17 protein-coding genes and 1 tRNA gene are annotated in these 19,015 nt (G+C 63.8%); 6 read left to right on the plus strand and 12 right to left on the minus strand.

Annotated elements, in window-relative coordinates:
- Positions 1-2: 2 nt before the first annotated feature.
- From RBJ75_RS09580 to RBJ75_RS09605, 6 genes are read right to left on the minus strand one after another with little or no spacing between them, the layout of a single operon-like run.
- The gene (locus tag RBJ75_RS09580) at positions 3-1,547 is read right to left on the minus strand and encodes a hydrogenase 4 subunit F (RefSeq protein ID WP_044410478.1); all 1,545 of its coding nucleotides are present in this window, start codon (positions 1,545-1,547) and stop codon (positions 3-5) included.
- A gap of 5 nt (positions 1,548-1,552) precedes the next feature.
- Positions 1,553-2,197 (minus strand): hydrogenase 4 membrane subunit, encoded by a 645-nt coding sequence (hyfE, locus tag RBJ75_RS09585; protein ID WP_234707396.1) that lies wholly within the window; start codon positions 2,195-2,197, stop codon positions 1,553-1,555.
- A gap of 19 nt (positions 2,198-2,216) precedes the next feature.
- Positions 2,217-3,656, minus strand: coding sequence for a hydrogenase 4 subunit D (locus RBJ75_RS09590; RefSeq protein ID WP_044410481.1), 1,440 nt, complete (start codon positions 3,654-3,656; stop codon positions 2,217-2,219).
- A gap of 16 nt (positions 3,657-3,672) precedes the next feature.
- Complete coding sequence (locus RBJ75_RS09595; RefSeq protein ID WP_044410484.1) at positions 3,673-4,611, minus strand: respiratory chain complex I subunit 1 family protein; 939 nt, start codon at positions 4,609-4,611, stop codon at positions 3,673-3,675.
- A 9-nt stretch (positions 4,612-4,620) separates the two neighbouring features.
- Positions 4,621-6,636 carry a hydrogenase 4 subunit B gene (gene hyfB / locus RBJ75_RS09600; RefSeq protein WP_044410487.1) on the minus strand — a complete coding sequence of 672 codons (2,016 nt, stop codon included), beginning with the start codon at positions 6,634-6,636 and terminating at the stop codon, positions 4,621-4,623.
- A 1-nt stretch (position 6,637) separates the two neighbouring features.
- On the minus strand, positions 6,638-7,261 hold the full coding sequence (locus RBJ75_RS09605) for a 4Fe-4S dicluster domain-containing protein (RefSeq protein WP_044410489.1): 624 nt from the start codon (positions 7,259-7,261) through the stop codon (positions 6,638-6,640).
- 439 nt (positions 7,262-7,700) lie between these two features.
- Here RBJ75_RS09605 and RBJ75_RS09610 point away from each other — a divergent pair, with 439 nt between their 5' ends.
- The 3 genes from RBJ75_RS09610 (at position 7,701) to RBJ75_RS09620 (ending at position 10,946) form a co-directional block, all read left to right on the plus strand.
- Positions 7,701-8,249 (plus strand): 4Fe-4S dicluster domain-containing protein, encoded by a 549-nt coding sequence (locus tag RBJ75_RS09610; RefSeq protein ID WP_044410491.1) that lies wholly within the window; start codon positions 7,701-7,703, stop codon positions 8,247-8,249.
- 44 nt (positions 8,250-8,293) lie between these two features.
- Complete coding sequence (fdhF, locus tag RBJ75_RS09615; RefSeq protein WP_044410493.1) at positions 8,294-10,468, plus strand: formate dehydrogenase subunit alpha; 2,175 nt, start codon at positions 8,294-8,296, stop codon at positions 10,466-10,468.
- 106 nt (positions 10,469-10,574) lie between these two features.
- Positions 10,575-10,946: a hydrogenase maturation nickel metallochaperone HypA gene (locus RBJ75_RS09620; RefSeq protein WP_044410494.1), complete on the plus strand. Its 372-nt coding sequence runs from the start codon at positions 10,575-10,577 to the stop codon at positions 10,944-10,946.
- A 59-nt stretch (positions 10,947-11,005) separates the two neighbouring features.
- Here RBJ75_RS09620 and RBJ75_RS09625 read toward each other — a convergent pair whose 3' ends face one another.
- The 4 genes from RBJ75_RS09625 to RBJ75_RS09640 all read right to left on the minus strand — a co-directional run bounded on the left by RBJ75_RS09625 (position 11,006) and on the right by RBJ75_RS09640 (position 15,116).
- Positions 11,006-11,323 carry an addiction module antidote protein gene (locus RBJ75_RS09625; protein WP_044410497.1) on the minus strand — a complete coding sequence of 106 codons (318 nt, stop codon included), beginning with the start codon at positions 11,321-11,323 and terminating at the stop codon, positions 11,006-11,008.
- 102 nt (positions 11,324-11,425) lie between these two features.
- On the minus strand, positions 11,426-13,630 hold the full coding sequence (locus RBJ75_RS09630; RefSeq protein ID WP_044410499.1) for a xanthine dehydrogenase family protein molybdopterin-binding subunit: 2,205 nt from the start codon (positions 13,628-13,630) through the stop codon (positions 11,426-11,428).
- Positions 13,627-14,607, minus strand: coding sequence for an FAD binding domain-containing protein (locus RBJ75_RS09635; protein ID WP_044410502.1), 981 nt, complete (start codon positions 14,605-14,607; stop codon positions 13,627-13,629). The genes RBJ75_RS09630 and RBJ75_RS09635 overlap by 4 nt, the downstream gene beginning before the upstream one ends.
- A complete protein-coding gene (locus tag RBJ75_RS09640) occupies positions 14,604-15,116 on the minus strand; it encodes a 2Fe-2S iron-sulfur cluster-binding protein (protein WP_201776311.1) in 513 nt (170 codons plus the stop codon). Before RBJ75_RS09640 ends, RBJ75_RS09635 begins: the two co-directional genes overlap by 4 nt.
- A gap of 202 nt (positions 15,117-15,318) precedes the next feature.
- Between RBJ75_RS09640 and RBJ75_RS09645 the strand changes: the two genes are divergently transcribed.
- The 3 genes from RBJ75_RS09645 (at position 15,319) to RBJ75_RS09655 (ending at position 17,388) form a co-directional block, all read left to right on the plus strand.
- Positions 15,319-16,227 carry an SDR family NAD(P)-dependent oxidoreductase gene (locus RBJ75_RS09645; protein WP_044410505.1) on the plus strand — a complete coding sequence of 303 codons (909 nt, stop codon included), beginning with the start codon at positions 15,319-15,321 and terminating at the stop codon, positions 16,225-16,227.
- Positions 16,228-16,456: 229 nt separating this feature from the next.
- Positions 16,457-17,140 (plus strand): LysM peptidoglycan-binding domain-containing protein, encoded by a 684-nt coding sequence (locus RBJ75_RS09650; RefSeq protein ID WP_317528916.1) that lies wholly within the window; start codon positions 16,457-16,459, stop codon positions 17,138-17,140.
- A 74-nt stretch (positions 17,141-17,214) separates the two neighbouring features.
- Positions 17,215-17,388: a DUF1328 domain-containing protein gene (locus RBJ75_RS09655; RefSeq protein WP_044410509.1), complete on the plus strand. Its 174-nt coding sequence runs from the start codon at positions 17,215-17,217 to the stop codon at positions 17,386-17,388.
- 52 nt (positions 17,389-17,440) lie between these two features.
- Here RBJ75_RS09655 and RBJ75_RS09660 read toward each other — a convergent pair whose 3' ends face one another.
- Positions 17,441-18,487 carry an AI-2E family transporter gene (locus tag RBJ75_RS09660; protein ID WP_044410536.1) on the minus strand — a complete coding sequence of 349 codons (1,047 nt, stop codon included), beginning with the start codon at positions 18,485-18,487 and terminating at the stop codon, positions 17,441-17,443.
- Between the two features lie 287 nt (positions 18,488-18,774).
- A tRNA-Lys gene (locus RBJ75_RS09665) sits at positions 18,775-18,850 on the minus strand.
- Between the last annotated feature and the right edge of the window lie 165 nt (positions 18,851-19,015).

A 19,015-nucleotide genomic window follows, 5' to 3' on the forward strand; every position in this document is an offset into this window, starting at 1 on the left:
GGTTATTTCTGGGTTGCGACGGATATCGTCGGACGACCGACTTGCGCGGTGGCGACACCCGCTTGATCGACCATCTTGGTGGCGCTGGTCAGCAGATCGCCGATCGGGCGTGGCACCGAGATCCCCATGATCATGATCAGGACCACGAGCGCCACCATCGGAAGCAGCGCGCGCCAGCCGACGTCGCCCGTCGCCAGTGCCTCGGGTTTTTTCCCGAGCACCGAACCGGCGACGATCTGAACGAAGCCTGCCGCCACGACCGTCAGCAACAGCCCGCACGCGGCCACGATCCAGTAGTGACCACTTCCCAGACCGGCGTTGACGGTCATGAACTCGCTGACGAAGACGTTGAACGGCGGGAAGCCGGCCATCGCCAACGCGCCAACCAGGATCATCACCCCAGTCAACGGCGCGGCCCCCAGCAGCCCCTTGATGCCATTGAGGTCACGCGTGCCGTACTTCATCAGGACGTTGCCGGAGCCGCAGAACATCAGCGCCTTGGCAAGGCTATGATTGATGGTGTGCAGCAAGGCCGCGCCGATGCCGAGCGGTCCGCCGAAGCCGAGACCGAGCAGGATCAAGCCGACATTCTCCACGCTCGAATAGGCCAGCTTGCGCTTCAGATCCTTCTGCATGAAGAACAGGAAGGCCGCCACGCCGACCGACAGGATGCCGAGCAGCAGAAACAGCATCTGCGGGAACGCCACCCCGACCGCGGCCGCGGTGATCATGTAGTAGCGGATGATCACGAACAGGCCGCATTTGAGCAGCACGCCGGACAACAGCGCCGACACCGGGCTCGGGGCCTCGGAGTGGGCGTCGGGCAACCAGGCGTGCATCGGGAAGATGCCGGCCTTGGTGCCGAAGCCGATCAGCGCGAACACGAAAGCGATCCTGACCAGCGTCGGATCGAGTGCCGACGCATGGGCGACGACACTGGTCCACAGCACCGCTTGATGCGGGTCCATCGCACCGGCTGCGGCATTGGCGAAGGTGAGCACCGTTCCGTACAGGCCGAACGCCACGCCGACCGAGCAGATGATCAGATATTTCCAGGCCGCCTCAAGCGAGGTCGACTTGCCGTAGATGCCGACCAGGAAGGCCGAACCGAGCGTGGTCGCCTCGATGCCCACCCACATCATCACGATATTGTTGGAGGTCACCACCAGCAGCATCGTGAACAGGAAGAGATTGAAGAACCCGTAGTAGATTTTCACTTTCGCTGGCGACAGCTCGTCATGCGCCAGATCGTGGCGGATATAGCCGATCGAGTAGAACCCGGTCAGGCAGCCGACCACCCCGATCACGCCGACGAACACCGCCGCCAGCGGGTCGATCATCAGCCAATCGCCGAACGCCGCCAGCGTGCCGGCGGTCAGCATATGGGCGATGGCCGCAAGGCCAATCACCAGCACATAGAGGATCGAGATGATGTGGAGCAGTTCAACACGCCAGACGGTCCGGGCCGTGACCGGCACCGCGAAAATCAGGAGCGCGGCAGCCAAAGGTCCGAATAGCAGCAGGGGAAGCAGAATCGACGAGGCCATAGCCGTCATCCCTTCAGAGTGGTGAGTTGGTCGGCGTCGAGTGTCGACATTTTGCGATTTATCTGAGTGGCCAGGATGACCATGATGACGACGGCGAAGACGGCGTCGGTGGTGATGCCGACTTCAACGAGTTCGGGGGCACTTCCCGCCAGCAATGCCAGGGTCAAGTGCGAGCCGTTCTCCATCAAGCAATAGCCAAACACCTGCTTGAGGATATTGCGCTGGGTCACGATACAGGCGAGCCCGAAAAAGAAATGTGCGAGCGATATCGCCAGCGCCGGCTTGATCGCGATCGCCGTCGGTAGCGCGACATGCGAGATGATGAGCGTGCACAACAGCACCACGCCTGCCGCCAGCCCGACAGTGAGCGCCGGAGAGATCCGTTCTCCCGACCCCAACCGCTCGTCCGAGAGCTTGCCGAAGGCGCGGATCATGATCAGCGGCACCGCCACGACCTTGGTGACGAAGGCCACCGCCGCCCATGCGTAGAGCTGCGGCGAGTCGATCGTCGCCGCCAAGGCCACGAACACGCCCACCAGCACCAGCGACTGGAGCGCGTAGAATTTGGCTGACGTCGCCGGCTTGTGCGACACCACCACCAGCAGCGAAGTGACTATTAACAGGCCAGAAAGGCCGTTTACGATCTGCATTCCAGACATCGTCATTGTCCTAACCGAGCCAAGTTGCGGCGATGAAGCTTGAGCACACCGCCATGATGATCAGCGTCACCAACACGATCTGCATCGACAACGGCACCGGCGCTGCCGCGGCCACCGCCTCGGACGGACGGCCGGGGACCGACCATCCAACCCATTTCAGCAGCCAGGCAAAGCTGCCGATCGATTCGAGCAGCGCGATCACCAGCAGCACCATCAGCACGGGATGCTGTTGGGCGACCTCGAACCCGCCGGCGAAGATCTCGAACTTCGAGAAGAAGCCGTTGAACGGAGGAACCCCGGCGATCGCCAGCGCCGCCACCACAAAGGCGATGCCGAGCAGTGGCGATTTCGACAGGATGCCGCGCAGCAGCGGCAGCAACCGGGTGCCGGTGGTGTAGCTGAGCGCGCCGGCCACCAGGAAGAACAGTGTCTTGGCGAAGGCGTGATTGAACAGATGGGCGATCGCGCCGTTGAAGGCCATCTGCGAGCCGAACACCGACAGACCAAGACCCAGGAACATATAAGCGAGCTGGGTGATGGTGGAGTAAGCCAACAGCCGCTTCATGTCGGCCTGCGGCAGATACATGAAGAAGCCGTAGACCAGCGTCACCGTCGCCATGATGGTGCAGACATAGCCGACGATTTCCGGCGCGCCGTGCGAGGACATCAGCGCGCGGGCAAAGATGTAGACGCCGACCTTGACCATCGAGGCGGCGTGTAGATAGGCGCTGACCGGGGTCGGCGCTTCCATGGCGTCGGGCAGCCACATATGGAACGGCAGCTGCGCCGACTTGCCCCAGGCCGCGAACAGCACCGCCAGCAGGAATACGGTCTTGAGGCCGTCCGACATGCCGGCGATCGCCGACAGCGAGAAGGTGTGGGTCTCCAGGAACAGCAGGCTCGCCGCCACATAAAGGCCGAGCGAGGCGATATGGGTGATGATCAGTGCCTTGGCGGCCGAGTACAGCGATTTCGGCTTTTCGTAATAGCCGATCAGGGCCCAGGAGCAGACGCCGCTGATTTCGAAAAACACCAGCTGGCCGATCACCGTGGAGGAGAACACCAGCCCCGCCATCGCGCCGATGAACAGCGAGAGGAAGGCGAAGTAACGCCGCCGCACGATATCGGGATGCTCGCGATTGCCGGCGTCGAGATAGCCGCCGGAATAGATCGAGATCAGGAAGCCGATGCCGACCACGGCGCAGGCGACCAGCACCGAGACGGTGTCGACCGCGAAGCCGAGGATTTCGACGTCGCCATAGGTGATCATGGCGTATTCGATCGCCACCTTGCCGCCTTGCGAGAACTGATAGGCAAGGACGAGCAGGACCGCCGTCGCCAGGCCGGCAAAGACCTGGCCGGTGCGTTTGGCGAATGATCGCGGGAGCAGAGCGATCAGCGCAGCGCCGATGGCTGGGAGGAGGATGCTTGCGAGCGCAAGGTTGATCATGTCATTATTCCTTGGTTCACATGCCAACGAGGTAGAAGACGAAACCGAGCGACGCGATGCCGAGGCCGAACCAGCTGTGCCGCGGCGTCAGGCGGAAACGAGCCCGTGCGACGCTGTTCTCGATGACGCCAAGCAGCATGCAGATCACGCCGACTTTGACGACGAAGGCGGCGGCGCCGAGCGCGAGCCCAAGCGGGCTGGTGTCGGCGGCGCTGCCGAAGGGAATGAAGATTGCGAAGACGAAGGCGAGGATCAGCAGCTGCTTCATCCCCAGGGCGATCTTGAGCAACGCCAGCGACGGGCCGGAATATTCCGTCAGCGGGCCTTCCTGCAGCTCCTGCTCGGCTTCAGCCATGTCGTAGGGCAGCTTGCCGAGTTCGAAGTAGCAGGCGAATGCGCAGGCCACGCCGGAAATCACCACCGCCCCGATCTCGCCGATATGACCGACCGAAATCGCTGTGCCCATGGCGCCAATGTCGCTGGTTCCTACCAGCAGCGCCGTCACCAGCAGCGACAGCACCAGGGTCGGCTCGACCAGCACGCCGAGGGTCAGTTCGCGGCTGCCGCCGATGCCGGCGAAAGACGAACCGGAGTCGAGGCCGGCGAGTGAGAAGAAGAACCTCACCAGGGCGAACAGATAGATCACCGTGATGATGTCGCCGAAGCCCGGGATCGGCGTGGTGCGGGTCAGCACCGGCAGAGCCATGGCGATGGTGAGCAGCGTGGCGATCATCACCGCGGGCATGATGCGGAACGCGAAGCCCGCGGCGGGCGGCTGCAGATTCTGCCGCCGCAGCAGCTTGAGGATGTCGCGGTAGTCTTGCAGCACGCCAGGTCCTTGGCGGGTGTGCATCTTACAGCGCAACATGCGCGTCAGGCCGGTGAACAACGGGGCGGCTGCGAGCAGCAACAGGGCCTGCACCAGCGCCAGTAGGAATTGAGTGAGGGTTGGCACGTTTCTCTCCTAACGCAGCGTAATGAGGAGGAGGGCCGCGAGCGCCGCGACGATGTAGAGGCAGTAGGTCGATAGATCGCCGCTTTGCAGCACCTGCACGCGGTGACCGAGGCCGTTGACGAGGCCGACCGTCGGGGTGACGAGGAAGCGGTCGAACATCGGTTCGGTTCGCCGAGCTGCGGTGACGACGCCGCAGAAGCCATGCTCGATGACCTTCGAAGCCGCGGCGGCGCTGTTGCGCACCGCATAGAGTGGCGCGAAGAACATCCGGATCGGCTGGGCGAAGCTATGCGCGGTCACCGTCATCTGCGCGTCCGGCAGATAGCCGCAGGCCCAGGGTTCGGCGGTGCGTCGGCGATTGGCGCGGGCGCCGGCGAACATCGCGCTGATCACCAGCGGCACCGTGGCGAGGCCGAGCAGCAGCAAGGCGATCAGCGGGGTCGAGAGCGCGGCGCGGCCGGCATCCCCTGGGATCACGATAGTGCCATTGGCGAACACCGCCTCCGGCATGTGCAGGATCGCCGCGGCGATGCCGCCGATCACCGGCACCACCAGCGGCGCGGCCAGACCGAGGCCGACGCAGGCGGCGGCCAGCAGCACCATGCCGATGATCATCGGCGCCGGCACTTCGCTGCTCTGTTCGGCCTTCTTGCTGCGCGGCAGCCCGGAGAACATCTCGCCATAGGCCTTGACGAAGCACATCACCGCCAGCGCGCCGGTCAAGGCCAGCGCCGTCGCGGCGATCGGCGTGGCGAACTTCACCAGGAACGTGCCGTTGAGCGCGGCGGCGAACAGCGCCTGATAGGTGAACCATTCCGAGACGAAGCCGTTGAGCGGCGGGATCGCCGAGATCGCGAGCGCGCCGACCAGGAAGCACGCCGAGGTCCACGGCATGGTGCGGGCCAGCCCGCCCATCTTGTCCATGTCCTTGGTATGCAGCCGGAAGATCACGGCGCCGGCGCCGAGGAACAGCAGGCCCTTGAAGACGGCGTGGTTGACCAGATGATACAGACCGGCCAGCAGTCCGAGCATCGCGACCAGCGGCTGATGGGTGGCAAGGCCGATCATGCCGGTCCCCACGCCCATCATGATGATGCCGATATTCTCGACCGAGTGATAGGCCAGCAGCTTCTTGATGTCGTGTTCGGCAAGCGCGTAGATCACGCCCAGCACCGAGGAGATCGCGCCGAGCGCCAGCACGGCCATGCCCCACCACAACACGCCGCCGCCGAGCAGATCGACGCCGACCTTAAGAATTCCGAACACGCCGATCTTGATCATCACGCCGGACATCAGCGCCGAGGCGTGAGACGGAGCGGCGGGATGGGCGCGCGGCAGCCAGACGTGCAGCGGGATCATGCCCGCCTTGGCGCCGAAGCCGAGCAGCGACAGGCCGAACACGATCGAGGCGACCAGCGCGCTCGGATGCGTGGCGCGGAACGCCGCGAAGTCCATCGAGCCCGCAGCGTTGGCCATCAGGAAGAAGCCCGCCATGATCGCCACCGATCCGGCGTGCGCCACCAGGAAGTAGATGAAGCCTGCCGACACCGCCTCCTCGTCCTGATCGAAGATCACCAGGAAGTACGAGGCGAGCGACATCATCTCGAAGAACACCAGGAACCAGAAGGCGTTATCGGCGACGACCACCAGCAGCATCGAGGCGACGAAGACGTTGAAGAAGAACCCCATCGCGCCGACGCCGCGCCCGGTATATTCGCGCACGTAAGAGAAGGAGTAGATTGAGGCGACCGCCGAGAGCGCCGAGATCACCAGCACCATCAGCCCCGACAGCGCGTCGAGCCTCAAGATGAAGTGAGCGAAGGGAAACGGCCCGGCGACGTCGAGGACGACCGGCGTTCCGCTCAGCACCGAGGCGCCGGCAACAGCGCCGAGCACTGCGGCAAGAAGGCCGCCGGCGCCGGACACGAAGATCGCCAATTTCTCGAGCCGCGCGAACAGCAGGCTGCCACAGGCGGCAACCAGCGAACAGGCGAGCGAGGCACATAATAGCTGGATCGGGGTCATGTCAGTTGCGCTCCTCAGTCGATGGCGCTGGACGGGGGCCGGTGGTCGGAGCGTCAAAACCGACCGTATTCAGCGCGGCGCCGGCGACAGCGCTGGCCAGCCGCTTGGCGGCGCTCGAATCGTCGAGCCCGATGTCGTTGACGATCCGCAAAGCGTCGGTGGGACAGGACCGAACGCATTCCGGCCCGGTCTCCAAAAATTCGCAAAGGTCGCACTTCACCGCGACCGCCTTCACCCCGATGTCCCAGGCCAGCATCGGGTTGAGCGCCGCCGAGTGAGTCGGGAAGCCGATCTTGATGCCCGCGACGCCGGAGATCGGCGTGCCCGAGGGCGTGATCGCGCCGAACGGACAAGCGATCGCGCACAGCTTGCAGCCGATGCACTTCTGTTCGTTGAGTTCGACCTGGTCGCCGGTGAGCTTGATCGCGTCGACCGGGCAGACCCGGGCGCAGGGGGCGTCCTCGCAATGCCGACACAGGATCGGCGCGGTGACTTCAAACGTCCGCGTCACGGTAAGCCGCGGCAGCGCCTGCAACCCGACCGCAATATGCACCGACGAACAAGCCGCCATGCAGGTGTTGCAGCCGATGCATCGCCCGGGGTCCGCGATGACAAAACGGTTCATGTCCGTCTCTCCAAGTAATTGGCTGACCCGGACGGTGACCGCCGTCGGGTGCCACGGCGTGACGTGGAGTCACGCTCGAAGGCGGGTGATAAGGGAAACTGATGAGCCAAGAACAATTGCCTAACAGTTTAAGTCTATTGAAGTATTCGCTTCGTCCGATTCGAGAGATACTCCGATATTTCGAAATGAAACATCTTATTTTCGACTACGTCCCATGCGAATGATCTTTGACTCAGATCAACTCTAAGCAACTAATCGAGATTTACATGGCGCATACCTGCAACACACGCGCCCATATCTTTGCTTTATTGATCGATAAGCATTCTTGATTAGTGGCGGGGGTGACGTGTGGGCAACCAAGCCGCCACGCGAAACGAGCCGTGCGGAGATTGCCGCCCGGCCGTGATCCGCGGACGTCGCCTACGTGGAGATACCGAGAATGAACCGTTTCATTGTCTGCGAACCCAACAAGTGCATCGGCTGCCATACCTGTGAGGTCGCCTGTGTGCTTGCGCATGAGCCGTCGAACGCGGTGGGGGCTCTGTCCCCCGCCAACTTCGCGCCGCGCCTCAAGCTGATGCTCACCGGCACGGTCTCGACGCCCGTGACCTGTCACCATTGCGAGGATGCGCCCTGCCTCAACGCCTGCCCGAGCGGAGCCATCTTCTATAGCGCCGGCACCGTGCAGGTTGATCAGTCACGTTGCCTGGGCTGCAAGACCTGCGTCGTCGCCTGCCCGTTCGGCGTGATGGAAGTCGTCACCCATCCGATCGAACGCACCTTCGCGGGGCTCAAGGTCGCCGACGGCGTCAAGGCCGAAGCGCACAAATGCGATCTATGCATCAACCGCGACCAAGGTCCGGCCTGTATCGAAGTTTGCCCGACCGCGGCGTTGCGCGTGATGGACGAAGACATGATGACGGAGCTGCAGAATCAGCGCCGGCACCGCTCCGCGCTCGGCGCCGCGCTCACCGGCACCGCACTCTGAACTCAGCCACGCCAACTCATCGCGACCACTCACGAGGTTAAACCATGGAAAAATTCATTTCTGTCTGTCCGTATTGCGGCTCCGGCTGCAAGCTCAACCTGCTCGTCGAGAACGACAAGGTGGTCGGCGCCGAACCACTCGACGGCGTGACCAATCAGGGCGAATTGTGCCTGAAGGGTTATTACGGCTGGGACTTCATCAACGACACCAAGATCCTCACGCCCCGGCTGCGTCAGCCGATGATCCGTCGCAGCCGCGATGCCGAGCTCGAACCGGTGTCGTGGGACGAGGCCATCGCCTACACCGCCAAGCGGCTCGGCGACATCAAGAAGAAGCACGGCCCCGATTCGATCATGCTGACCGGCTCGTCGCGCGGCACCGGCAATGAATCGAACTACATCGCGCAGAAATTCGCCCGCGCGGTGATCGGAACCAACAATATCGATTGCTGCGCCCGCGTCTGCCACGGTCCGTCGGTGTCGGGCCTGATGGTTACGCTCGGCAATGGCGCCATGAGCAACTCGATCTGCGAGATCGAGGATACCGACTGCATCCTGTGCTTCGGCTACAACGCGGCCGATAGCCATCCGATCGTCGCGCGTCGCATCATCAAGGCCAAGGAAAAGGGCGCCAAGATCATCACCTGCGATCCGCGCTTCATCGAAACCGCGCGCATCTCCGACATGTGGCTCGGCATGAAGAACGGCTCCAACATGGCGCTGGTCAATGCTTTCGCCAATGTGTTGATCACCGAAAACCTTTACGACAAAGACTATGTGGCAAATTTCACCGAAGGTTTCGACGAATACAAGAAGACCGTCGAGAAATACACGCCCGAATACGTTGAAGACATCACCGGCATCAAGGCATCGGAGATCCGCAAGGCGATGCGGATGTACGCCGCCGCCAAGTCGGCGACGATCCTGTGGGGCATGGGCGTCACCCAATGGGGCCAGGGTGTCGATGTGGTGAAGGGGCTGTCCGGCCTGGCGCTGCTGACCGGCAATCTCGGTCGTCCGAATGTCGGCGTCGGCCCGGTTCGTGGCCAGAACAACGTCCAGGGCGCCTGCGACATGGGCGTGCTGCCGAACGTGTTCCCCGGCTATGAATACGTCACCGATCCGGCCGCGCGGGCGAAGTTCGCCAAGGCCTGGGGCGTGCCGAGCCTGCCCGACAAGATCGGCATGTCGCTGACCGACGTGCCGCACGCCGCCGAGGACGGCAAGCTGAAGGCGATGTACATCTTCGGCGAAGACCCGGCCCAGACCGAGCCGGACCTCGACGCGGTACGCAAGGGCTTTGCGGCGCTCGACTTCATCATCGTCCAGGACATCTTCATGACCAAGACGGCGATGTATGCGGATGTGATCCTGCCCGCCACCTCATGGGGCGAGCATGACGGCGTGTTCACCTCGGCCGATCGCGGCTTCCAGCGCTTCTACACCGCGGTCAGCGCCAAGGGCGACGTCAAGCACGACTGGGAGATCTATAGCCTGCTCGCGACCGCTATGGGTTATCCGATGAAGTACAACAGCGCCGAGCAAGTCTGGACCGAGATGATTTCTCTGTGCGACCTCTACACCGGCGCGACCTATGAGCGGCTGTCCGGACTGGGCTACATCCAGTGGCCCTGCCTCGACGAAAAGAGCCCGGGCACGAAGTATCTCTACGAAGGCAACAAGTTCCAGACCAAGAGCGGAAAGGGCCTGTTGTTCGCCTCCGAATGGCGTCCGCCGTTGGAGAAGGTCGACGCGGAATTCCCGCTCGGCCTCTGCACGGTCCGCGAAGTCGGGCACTATTCCTGCCGCTCGATGACCGGCAACTGCGCCGCCCTCACTGCGCTCGCGGACGAGCCGGGTTATGTCACCATCAACCCGGCCGACGCCAAGAAGCTCGGAATCAAGGACGACCAGCTGGTCTACGTCGTTTCGCGTCGGGGCAAGATCATTTCACGCGCGAAATTGACCGACCGCACCAATCTCGGGATGGTCTATATGACCTACCAATGGTGGATCGGCGCGTGCAACGAGCTGACCGTGCATCACGTCGACCCGATCGCCAAGACGCCGGAATACAAATTCGCCGCGGTGCGCGTCGAAGCCATCGCCGATCAAGTCTGGGCTGAGTCGAAAGTGCAGCAGGACTACACCGGCCTGAAGCAGCGTCTTGCGGCAGCCGCCAGCCCGGCTGACGCCAGCAAGGTGGTTCAACCCGCCTAAATCAACAGCTACCTCCTGAGCCTCGACCGCCGGAGCGTCCGCCCCCCCAAAGGGGGCGGATGCTCCGGCGGCCAAGGTTTCCACACCGATCCACCGGACCAATGCCATGCACGAAATGACAATTTGCGAGCAGATCATCGGCCAGCTTGAAGATGAGCGCCTTCGCCGGGGCTTTGCGATGGTGAAGCGGCTGCGCCTCGAGATCGGCCTTTTGAGCTGCCTCGATCCGGACGCGCTGCGCTATGCGTTTGAAATCTCCACCCGGGACACTTTCCTGGACGGCGTCGTGTTGCAGATCGACCGGCCGCCGGGCCAGGCCAAATGCCTGGATTGCGGCGCCGAGGTCACGGTCTCCAGCCGACTCGATATTTGCCCGAGTTGCGGCGGCAATCGCCTCGACGCCTCCGGCGGCACCCAGATGCGTTTGATCGAGATGGAGATCCAGGGCCAGATCGATCTGAAGCAGAACGCGCTGTAGCCCAGCAACGATGCCGGTTGTGGTCACACAGCCGCTCGGCCGGCCAACGCATCGACCGCCTACGCCACGGCTTTCTTCTTCGGCTTGGCTTCGGCCAGTTCTGCCGTCAGCCGGATTCCCATCGCCCGGAAGACCCGCAGGATGGTGGCGAACTCCGGATTGCCATTCTCACCGAGCGTCTTGTAAAGCCCCTCCCTGGTCACCCCGGCGGCCTTGGCGATCGCGCTCATGCCCTGGGCTCTGGCGACGAGATTGAGGGCGTCGCGGATTTCGGCGGGATCGCCATCGGCGAGCACGAGGTTGAGATATTCCGCGCGCGCCGCCGGCGTGCGAAGATGCTCGGCGGCATCGAACTTCTTGAGCTTGCTGACCTTCATCCTCAGTCTTCCAATTCGTCTGCGATGGCCTTGGCCCTGCGAATATCCCTGTCGGGACCACCCAGGACAAGATCACCCGCGATCGCGCCAAGCCGTGAATTGCTACGGCTCCGGCAGGCCGGCGAGGATCTTGTCGGGCGTGATCGGGAAGCTGCGCACGCGGACGCCGCAGGCGTGGTAGATTGCGTTGCAGATCGCGCCGGCCGCGCCACAAATGCCGAGCTCGCCGACGCCCTTAGCCTGAAGCGGGCTCGCCGCCGGGTCGCGCTCCTCGAGCAGCACCACGTCGAGATGCGGCACGTCGAGATTGACCGGCACGTGGTATTCGGCAAAGTCCGGATTGACCAGATGGCCGTCGCGCTTGTCGAACACCATTTCCTCGGTCAGCGCGCTGCCGATGCCCCAGACCATGCCGCCCATGCATTGCGACGTCGCGGTCTTGGCGTTGAGCACGCGGCCCAGGCCGAAAGTGCCGTTGAAGCGCCGCACCCTTGTTTCGCCCGTATAGGCATTGACCGCGACTTCGACGAAGAACGCGCCATACATCGCGGCGGCAAAGGCATCGGCGATCTTGCCGGCCTTGAAGTGACCGATTTCCTCGATCTCCTCGCCGTCGAGTAGTTCAGCCAAGGCGACGCGCCGGTTGCCGGTCTCGGCGAAGCCGTCCTGCAATTTGAGCTGGTCCTCGGCGCAGCCGAGCCGGTCCGCGAGCTGCTGGCGGATCACCTCGCAGGCCTCGAACACCGCCGAGCCGGTCGACGCCGCGCCCCAGCTGCCGCCCGAGCCCGACCCCGGCGGGAATGCCGAATCGCCCAGTCGCACCGCGACCCGCTTCGGATCAAGCCCGAGCATCTCCCCGGCGATCTGGCCGAGAATGGCGTAGCTGCCGGTGCCGATATCGGTCATATCGCTGGCGACGACCGCGCTGCCGTCGGCATGCAGCGTCACCCGTGCCTGCGCCTCGTTGAGATTGTGGACCCGCGCGGCGCTCGCCATCCCGGTGCCGATCCACCACTCGCCTTCGCGCCTCATGCCCGGCTTGCGGTTGGCGCCGTCCCAGCCGAAGCGCGCCGCGCCTTGCTTGAGACATTCGGCCAGCTTGCGCGAACCGTAGGGAATGTCCTGGCTCGGATGCCGTTCGGGGATGTTGCGCAGCCGCAATTCGACCGGATCAATGCCGATGGCGTTAGCGAGTTCGTCCATCGCCGATTCCAGCACCTGCATCCCCACCGCCTCGCCCGGCGCGCGGACCGATCCGGCTGTCAGAACATGAATCCGTGCCAGATCGACGCTCAGCGTCCGGTTTTCACCGGCGTAGAGAAATTCGCTGGCCTGCGTCACCGGCTCGGCGAATGTCTCTCCGGGCAGATTCGACACGCGCGCTTCATGGCCAAATCCGGTCAGGCGCCCGTCACGATCAACAGCAAGACGGAGCCGCTGCGAGGTCTCGGAGCGGCGCGTCACGCATTGAAACACCTGCTGGCGCGACAGCACCACGCGTACCGGCCGTTCCAGCTTCATCGCGGCGACCGCGGCCGCCGTGCCCTCGACGCTGATGCCGAGCTTCGAGCCGAAACCGCCGCCCACATAAGGCGCGATCAGGCGCACCTTGTCGGGGGCGAGCCCGAGCGAGTCGGCCAATTCCTTGACGTTGTATTTGAGCATCTGCAGGCTGGAATACAGCGTCAGCGTATCGCCGTCCCAGTGCGCGATGCTGGCATGCGGCTCCATCGCCGCGCTGTTGTGGGATTCGGTGGTGTAGGTGGCGTCGACCGCAGCGGCGGCCTCGCTCATTGCCTTTCCCAGGTCACCCTGGGTGGTGGCGCCGTCCTGACTTTCCAGCGGCACATCCCGTGCGTGCTGGTCGACGGCCACGTCGTCATCGGCCCGATAGCTCACTTGCAGCTGCTTGGCCGCATCGCGCGCCTGCTCGAAGGTCTCGGCGACCACCACGGCGATCGGCTGGCCGAAAAATTCCACCTGCCGCACCTTCTGGACCGGGGCCTTGCCGGCGCCGCCCTGCGCCGAGCGCGCGGTCATCCGCTCGTCGGAAATTACGGCGATCACGCCGGGCATTCTCAAGACTGTGCTGTCGTCGATCGCCGTAACCTCGCCCTTGCTGATCGTCGCGGTGACGATCACGCCCTCAACGCAACCGCTGATCGGATATTCGGCCGCATAGGTGGCGGTGCCGGTGGTCTTGGCCGGCCCGTCCGGTCGGTCCAGAGGCTTGCCGATCACACCTTGATGCATTAGGTCGAGCCGGTTGCGCTCGTCGGGCCGGTCCATTGTCAGCGTGCGGGTCATGCGGCATCTCCTGTGGCGTCGCGCAGCACGGCCTTGAGCGTGCGTCGGGCGAGCAAAATCTTGAAGTCGTTATCGCCATGGCCGGCCGCCCCTTCGAGCAGCAGGTCGGCCGCCTTGTCGAACAGCGCGTCCGATGGCGCGGCGCCGGTCAGCAGCGCGTCGATCCGCGGATCGTGCCAGGGCTTGTGCGCCAGCCCGCCGAAGGCGAGCGCGGCGGAGCTGATCGTCGCGCCGTCCATCCGCACCATCGCGGCGATCGAAACCAGCGCGAAGGCGTAGGACGACCGGTCGCGCACCTTGCGATAGAGCTGCCGCCCGCCGGCCGGCGTCGGCAGCACGACGGCGGTGATCACCTCGCCGGGCTCCAGCACATTGTCCTTGTCCGGCGCATCGCCCGGCAGGCGATGGAAACCGCGCACCGCCACGCTGCGCTTGCCGCCATCGGCCGTTGCGATCTCGACCGTCGCATCCAGGGCCGCAAGGGCGACCGCCATATCGCCCGGATAGGTGGCGATGCAGTGCTCGCTGGCGCCCAACACCGCGTGGATTCGATTGGCGCCGCCGATCGCCGAGCAGCCGCTGCCCGGCTCGCGCTTGTTGCACGCCATGTCGGTGTTGTAGAAATAGTAGCACCGCGTGCGCTGGCACAGATTGCCGGCCGTGGTGGCCTTGTTGCGCAGCTGAAACGTCGCGCCAGCGAGAATCGCGCGTGCCAGCACCGGATAGTCGCGACGGATGCGGGCGTCCGCGGCGCAGGCGCTATTGCTCACCAGCGCGCCGATCCGAAGCCCGTCGCCCTCGGCCTCGATGCCGCCGAGCGGCAGGCGATTGATGTCGACCAACGCGTCGGGCGTCTCGACTTCCAATTTCATCAGATCAAGCAGATTGGTGCCGCCGGCGATCAGCCGGCCGCCATCCTGGGCCAATTGCGTGGCGCGATCGAGCCGATCGGCACGGCTATATGCGAAGGGTTTCAATGTCCGCCCTCCTTCACGTAGACGATGGCGTCGACAATGTTCGAATAGGCGCCGCAGCGGCACAGATTGCCGCTCATCCGTTCGCGGATCTCGTCGGGCGTCAGCGTCACCTCGGCGGTCAGATCGTCGCTGACGTAGCTCGGCCATCCCAGCTCGGCTTCCGCCAGCATGCCCTGCGCCGAGCAGATCTGCCCCGGCGTGCAGTAACCGCATTGATAGCCGTCATGGCGGACAAAGGCCGCCTGCAACGGATGCAAATTGTCCGGCGTGCCCAGCCCCTCGATCGTAGTGACGCTATCGCCGTCATGCATGATCGCCAGCGTTAGGCAGGAATTGATCCGCTGGCCATTGACCAGCACGGTGCAGGCGCCGCACTGGCCGTGATCGCAACCTTTCTTGGTTCCGGTCAGGCCGCAATCGCGGCGCAAGAAATCGAGCAGGCTGGTGCGCGGATCGTCTCCGAGCGCATGCTCTCGTTCATTGATAATGAGTGGCATTGGGGACTCCATTCGAATACCTCCCCAACACGCTGATGCCGTGATCGTTCAGCGCGGACATCGCGTTTTCAGGCGATCCGATTGGCGCTAGCTTGGGGCGCCGGACTTCGCTGCTTGACGGCAGCCCTTCCAAGACCAAGGCCCGATCACCATCTGGCGATCGGGGACGGAAACGCGGGCGAGTTGGTGTCCGCCTCAGAGAAATGGACCAGCCATGAGCACAAGCGCTGAACCAAACAGAACCGCCCTGATCACCGGAGCCAATTCGGGGATGGGCAAAGCCATCGCCGAGGCGCTGGCGGCCGCTGGACTACGCATTGGTCTGGTGGTGCGCGATCGCGCGCGCGGCGAAGCGGCGCTCAACGACATCCGCGCCGCGACCGGCAATCGTGATCTGCATCTTTTCGTCGCCGATCTGGCCGACCAGGCAGCGATCCGCGCGCTGGCGCAGGAGGTGCAGGCGCGTTTTGCGCAATTGCATCTGCTGGTGAACAATGCCGGCACGGCCTTTCCCGAGCGGCGGCTCAGCCCCGACGGCATCGAATGCGCGCTGGCGGTGAATCATCTCGGCCCATTTCTGCTCACCACCTTGCTGCTGGATGTGCTGAAAGCCAACGCGCCGGCGCGGATCGTCAATGTCGGCACCCGTATCGATACCGCGATGGATTTCGCCGATCTGAATTGGGACCACCGCCCCTACAGCATGATGAAGGCCTATGGCCAATCCAAGCTCGGCAATTTGCATTTCACCTTCGAATTGGCGCGCCGGCTTCAGAGCAGCGGCGTGACGGTCAATTGCGTTTTCCCCGGCGTGTTCAGATCGAATCTGGGCAGCACCGATGGCGCACAGGGCGTCTTGCTGAAGCTGTTTGCCCACTTGTTCGGCTGGGCGATCCCCTCCTCCGCGCGAGCGGCGCGCCGCGTGCTCTATCTCGCCAATGCATCTGAGCTGGCGGAGGTGAGCGGTCAATATTTCGGCAATCGAAAGACCATCCCGGCGCCCGCCCAAGCGCGCGACGCGCAAGCAAATCGCCGGCTGTGGGAAATCAGCGAAGCGATGACGGCTGTCGAGGAGCTCGACCCGATCGAAGCCGATCAGCCGCGTCGTCATACCCACAACTGACAATGTCAGGATCGATCGCTCCGTCGCAGATCTGCCGGGGCCGCATGAATGCGGCGATATGTCACGCGCGGAACCTGACCGCAATTCACCTGTTCATCCCATGCACCGCGGCCCGCACAGCTGCGCGTCAGCGGCAGCAAGAGCCGACAATCTCAATCCAGAGCTGCCAATCAACAGCTGCTAATAACGAGACCGTTGAGTGTCGAGTGGAGCCTTTATGAATACCGACATGATGAAAGCCAACATCGCCATCATCGCGGTTGCCGCCAGCCTCGCCGGCTCGGCGGTGGCCCATGCCAAGACACCATGCGGCGACACCACAAAGGTCGAGCGCGGCGACAGCTTGAGCAGCATCGCAGAGCGCTGTGACATCAGCGAGGGGACCTTGCTGCAAGCCAATCCGAATATCGACGGTTCGGGCGACTTGCGGGTCGGCGCCACGGTCAACACCACCACAATGGCCAACCGCACCGGCGATCGGTTGCGCTCCTTCGCGCACGGCGTCAGCAGCGGCATTTCACGGCTTGCCAGCGAGGTCGGCTCCTCGGTCGACGATCTGCTCGACAAGAACCCCGACCTCAAGCAGCGGCTCAGCAGCGTCGGCGATAAGCTGACCGGCGAATCCGTCACTCGAAAAATCAAGCTGACGATGACGCCGCAACAAGGCCCGACCGGCGCGAATGTCGATCTCGCGGTCTCGGGCCTGCCGGCGAAGGCGGCTGTGGTGATCGGCGCCGGACGGCCCGGCCAATCCTACACCGTGTTGGACCACGCCAAAGCCAGCGAGGACGGCACGATTAACGCCAAGCTCGCCGTGCCGACATGGGCGAGCGCCAAGCAGGATCTTGTGTTCGTCGTCGCCGCCGATGACGGCGATTGGACGATCCGCTCGGCAAAATTCGACGTGCAATGACGCCTTCCATCCCGCGGCCTTGACCAGATCAAGATGCCGTTCCTTCTCCTTGAACAGATCAAACGGAGCAAACCGTGCTGAAATGGGCCCTGATTTTCTTTCTGATATCGATTGCCGCCGGCGTCTTCGGATTCACCGATATCGCGGCCGGTACCAGAACCATCGCCAAGTGGCTGTTCTTTATCGCGATCGCCATCTTCGCGATCTTCCTGGTGATGGGCCTGCTCGCCGGCGAACTGGTGTTCTGAGCCGCGGGTTTTGGCGGCTGCAGGCCTTGCCGGCCGATGAGGGCGATCGCCATCATCGGCCATCCTGCGCGCCGGTGTCGCGCTCCAGCAGATCTTCGATATAGATCATCCGCACCGCGGTCATCATGGCCGCGGTCAGGGGCGTCGCTACCACCAGGCCGACCGCGCCGAACAGCGTCCCCAGAACGGTCTGCGACAGGATCGTGAGCGCCGGCAGCAGCGAGATGGTGCGGCGCTGAATCAGCGGCGCGATGACGTTGCCTTCCAGCGTCTGCACGCAAATGAACAGCAGGGCGACCCAGAGCGCCAGGCTCGGGGACTGCGCCAACGCCACCAGGATCGCCGGCACCGCGCCGGCCAGCGCCCCCACATAGGGCACGAAATTCAACAGCCCCGCCAGCAGCGCCAGGGTCGGCGCCATCGGCACACCGAGCAGGAACAGGCCGACGCCAACCAGCACGGCCACGATCACCATGTCGACGAACTGCCCGACAAACCACAATTGCAGCGTCTCGCCGATTTCCAGCATCACCTCGCGACCACGCGGCCGCCAGCCGATCGGCACCAGCCTCAGCGCGCCGTCGATGTAGCGCCGCGGCGAGATCGCAAGAAATAGCGCGGTGGCCACCACCACCAGCGCGCTGCCGCCAATGCCGAGCACCGAACTGGCGACGCCCGGGACGTAGCCGCTGAGGTTTTTGCCTGCCGATTCCACCGAGCTGCGCAACTGCTGTGCCAGCAGCGCGGTCCACCCCTTGCCGGACATCTGCTGCCACAATTGCTGCAGCTGCAGGCTCAATTGATCGGTCATCTGCGAGACGTGGTCGGCGATCACGGTACCGCGCCAAAACAGCAGCGCGCCGAGTCCGAGCAAGAGCGTCAGCACCACCGCCAGCAGCGACCAGCCTTCGCCAAGCCCGCTGCGCCGATGCAGCGCATCGCCGGCTCCGTGCAGCACGCAGGCGATCAATACCGCCGCGAAGCCCAACAGCAGGATATCCCGCAGCCCCCACAACACGATGATCAGCACCAGACCAATGGCGGTGATCCGCAATGTTCGACTGATATCCTTCAGATGTTTGACACTCGGATCGCCCACGACTCGCCCCTCGAACCAATCGCGACCGGCCGTCGCCGATTTCGGTGGACGCGTCCGGCGCAAATGCTCTGGGCCAACATTCTCGAACCGCGCAGGTTTCGACGCCGAGCGCCGGAATCCGGCGCCGTCGTCGCTGCGACCACGCCACGCGGTCGGCGGCATCGCGCGGTGTCATTGAAACATCTTGCAGCCAGACGTCAAATTGCCACCAGACGTCAAAGGATTGGAAATCCTCGACCCCGGCTCCCCCGCCGTGCGGCTACGTCTTTGATTTTATCGGGGGAACTTGGTGGGCGCACTAGGGCTCGAACCTAGGACCCGATGATTAAGAGTCATCTGCTCTACCAACTGAGCTATGCGCCCGGAACCAGTCCGGAAGTCCCTTGGGGACGGCGTCGTTTAGCAAAGCGAACCGGGGATGTCCAGCAATGCGGCGGGAAAATCCAAGCTGATTTGCGATTCCTCGTAAAAAATCAAAAACCGCCGAAAATCGGCGGTTTTTGCTGGCGTCGACGGCAAAGTTTGGGG

Source organism: Rhodopseudomonas sp. BAL398 (assembly GCF_033001325.1).
Taxonomy (GTDB): domain Bacteria; phylum Pseudomonadota; class Alphaproteobacteria; order Rhizobiales; family Xanthobacteraceae; genus JARJEH01.